General features: G+C 49.9%; 1 protein-coding gene. It reads left to right on the top strand.

The genetic code is table 11. The features are described from left to right. Positions 1 to 3396 (top strand): FG-GAP-like repeat-containing protein (locus tag QUA45_RS28295; RefSeq protein ID WP_333223216.1); only part of this gene is annotated, 3396 nt, incomplete at both ends.

Raw genomic sequence — 3396 nt, 5'->3', positions numbered from 1 at the left:
GGCACTGTAGCAGAACCGAGCGGCGGTGGTGGCACTGTAGCAGAACCGAGCGGCGGTGGTGGCACTGTAGCAGAACCGAGCGGCGGTGGTGGCACTGTAGCAGAACCGAGCGGCGGTGGTGGCACTGTAGCAGAACCGAGCGGCGGTGGTGGCACTGTAGCAGAACCGAGCGGCGGTGGTGGCACTGTAGCAGAACCAATACTTGGAAGCCCTGGCATTGTTATTAGTCCGGCATCGGGATTAGTAACTACAGAAGCAGGTGGCACAGACCAATTCACCATCAGACTCAACCGCCAACCAACTGCGGATGTAACGATTGGTTTGCGTAGCAGCAATGAGGCAGAGGGAGTAATTTCGACGGAATCAATTACCTTCAATTCTGTTAATTGGAATCAGTGGCAGCCGATTACGATAACGGGTGTGGACGATCGAGTATTTGACTTTGATAAGACTTATCAGATTGTGACTGCCCCTGCTGTCAGTGCCGATAGTAACTACAACGGCCTCAATGCACCGGATGCGACTGTTGTTAACAGGGGTAACACCATACCGCTATCTAACGATCAACCCCAATCTGGTAACAGTTTTTCAGATTTGGATTCTGAGACTGCTGCTAACCCAGGCATCACGGTCTCCCCCACCAACGGATTAATCACCACTAAAACAGGTGGCAAAGCCAAATTTACCCTCACACTTAATAGCCCGCCGACGCGCGAAGTTTTGATCGGTTTGAATGTTTCTCCTCAAAATCCTGCAGAGGGTAGTCTCTCCACTCCAAGAGTTACCTTTACACCTGACAACTGGAATATTCCCCAGGAGGTAACGGTAAAAGGAGAGCGTGGTACTTTCTCTGCTATGGCTAACCGACCTTACACGATCGTTACCGCCCCTGCCATCAGCACTGACAGCAAATACTTAGGTCTAGATGCCTCTGATGTCAGTCTCACCAATATGTTAGTTTCGGACGACTATCCCTACAATCAATATCCTCAGATTGTCGTTGGGCCAACAAACGGGTTGATTACAACAGAAGCAGGCGACACTGCTAATTTCAGTGTTGTGTTGACTCAGCAACCTATTGCTGATGTTGTCATCCCAGTCAGCAGTGACAACACGGCAGAAGGAACTGTTTCTGTATCGACGCTGAAGTTTACTCCTGATAATTGGGATATAGCTCAGACTGTAACAATCAAGGGTATTAACGATAATCAATCTGATGGCGATCGTCCCTACAAAATAATCCTCGGACAGGCTATAAGCAACGAATCTGCTGACAGTGGCAACCCTTTTCCAACTCCCGGGTACTCAGGTTTCGATCCTGAAGATGTCAGTGTGACTAACCTCGAACGCAGTTACACTTTCAACAAAATCAATACGGAAATCTCGAATTATTTCGAGGGCGGAGCGATTAGCGCTTGGGGAGACTACAGCGGTGATGGGAAACTGGATTTTATCGCGTCGGGTCGCCCTGAGCCACTTAGCAGCTTCGTTAGCTCTTTTGACTTCACGGGCACTCGGCTGTACCGGAACACAGGCAGTACCTTTACCGCTGAAAGCGGCGACCCAAGTTTGGAGTTAGCCTCTGCAGCATCTTGGGGAGACTACAACAACGACGGCAAGCTAAATTTTGCCTTACAAACAAAGCAAAAGCCGGATTTTCCAACGACCGACATACCACGCTATCTTAAAATCTACGGCAACACTGGCAGCGAGGAGAATGTATTCAGCTGGACACAGGGAAATCCTGCTAATGGTTCGCAAGCATGGGGAGACTACAACAACGATGGCAAAGTAGATCTCCTGAATGCCACCACACAAAGTGTCACGAATGAAAATGCAGACGGTACGTATAGCACCCTGGAAAACGCAAGCTTAGTGTACCGCAATACTGGCAAGAGCGATATTGTTTTGACGGCAGATATTACTGCCCAACTCCCCGGTGTTCTCAACGGTTCAGCAGCATGGGGAGACTATAACAAGGACGGCAAACTCGATATCGTGCTAACGGGCGATAGCGTTTCAGGCAAAATAGCCAAGGTGTTTCGCAATACTGACAGCGGGTTTAGCGAAGCCGAAGCTTTCGCTTTGCCCGGTGTGTCTAATGGTTCGGCTGCTTGGGGAGACTATGACAATGATGGCGATTTGGATATCTTGCTCGCGGGTAATTCAGATTCTGGCAACATCACTAAAGTTTACCGGAACACAGGCAATGGCTTTAGCGAAGACATGACTGCAGCCTTGCCCGGTGGTAGTTTTGCAGCTTGGGGAGACTACGACAACGACGGCAAATTCGATATCTTGCTCAACAGCGAATTAGAGAACAAGTTCTACAGCAAAGTTTACCGCAACACTGGCAGCGGCTTTAGCGAAGATATCAGCGCTGGACTGACTGGTGCCAGTTTTGGATCTTGGGGAGACTACGACAGTGACGGCAAATTGGATATTTTGTTGGGAAATCAAGTGTACCGCAGTAATACTGCGATCGCGAACACTCCTCCCACTGCACCCACAGGGCTTTCGGCTGAGCCTTCTGGCCGAAAAGTTACCTTCAACTGGAACAAAGCAACTGACGATCAAACTCCTGCAGATGGCTTAAGCTACAACCTGCGAGTTGGCACTACTCCCGGTGGCAAGGATATTCTCGCCCCCATGTCTCTCAATGACGGAACTCGGCAAGTAGTAGGACTGGGTAATGCCAACCAAAACACTCAGTGGCAACTCAAAGATTTGTCTCCAGGGACATATTATTGGAGCGTACAGGCGATCGATAATGCTTGGGCAGGTTCGCCGTTTGCCACAGAAGGCAGTTTTACAGTCGGCAACCGTCCTCCCGAACAGCAGATTAACTTAGGCGGTCGGTACACTGCTCTCAATGTCGAAGTTCCTAACGTCTACACAGACCCGGATGGCGACCTACTCACCTACACACTAACCCTGGATGATAAAGACGGCAGCTCATTAGAGAGCAATCCGAACAGCAGTTGGCTTGGACTGTCGTTTAACTCTGCCACAAACAGCATCCAGTTCACCGGAACTCCCCCAAGCAACTGGCAAGACTTCTACGCCAAGTTAACAGCAACAGACCCTTATGGTGCGAGTGCTAGCCAGACAATCCACGTAGTGGACAGGGGAAATGGCAAGCTCATAGACGGTTATATCTCCGGTGCAACCCTCTTCCTAGACGCCAACAAAAACGGCGTCCTCGACACCAACGAACCATCCACCACCACTAACAGCAACGGTGAGTTTAATCTCAACATCCCCTTCGAGACATTCGACACCAACAAAAACGGAGAAATCGACCCATCAGAAGGCAATTTAGTAGCCATAGGAGGCATTGACACCGCCACCGGCTTACCCCTAGAAACACCAGTCACCGCACCACCAGATTCTAGT

Origin of the sequence: Microcoleus sp. Pol12A5, assembly GCF_036701435.1 — a bacterium.
Lineage (GTDB): Bacteria > Cyanobacteriota > Cyanobacteriia > Cyanobacteriales > Microcoleaceae > Microcoleus.
This window is presented reverse-complemented; position numbering and strand designations above follow the sequence as displayed.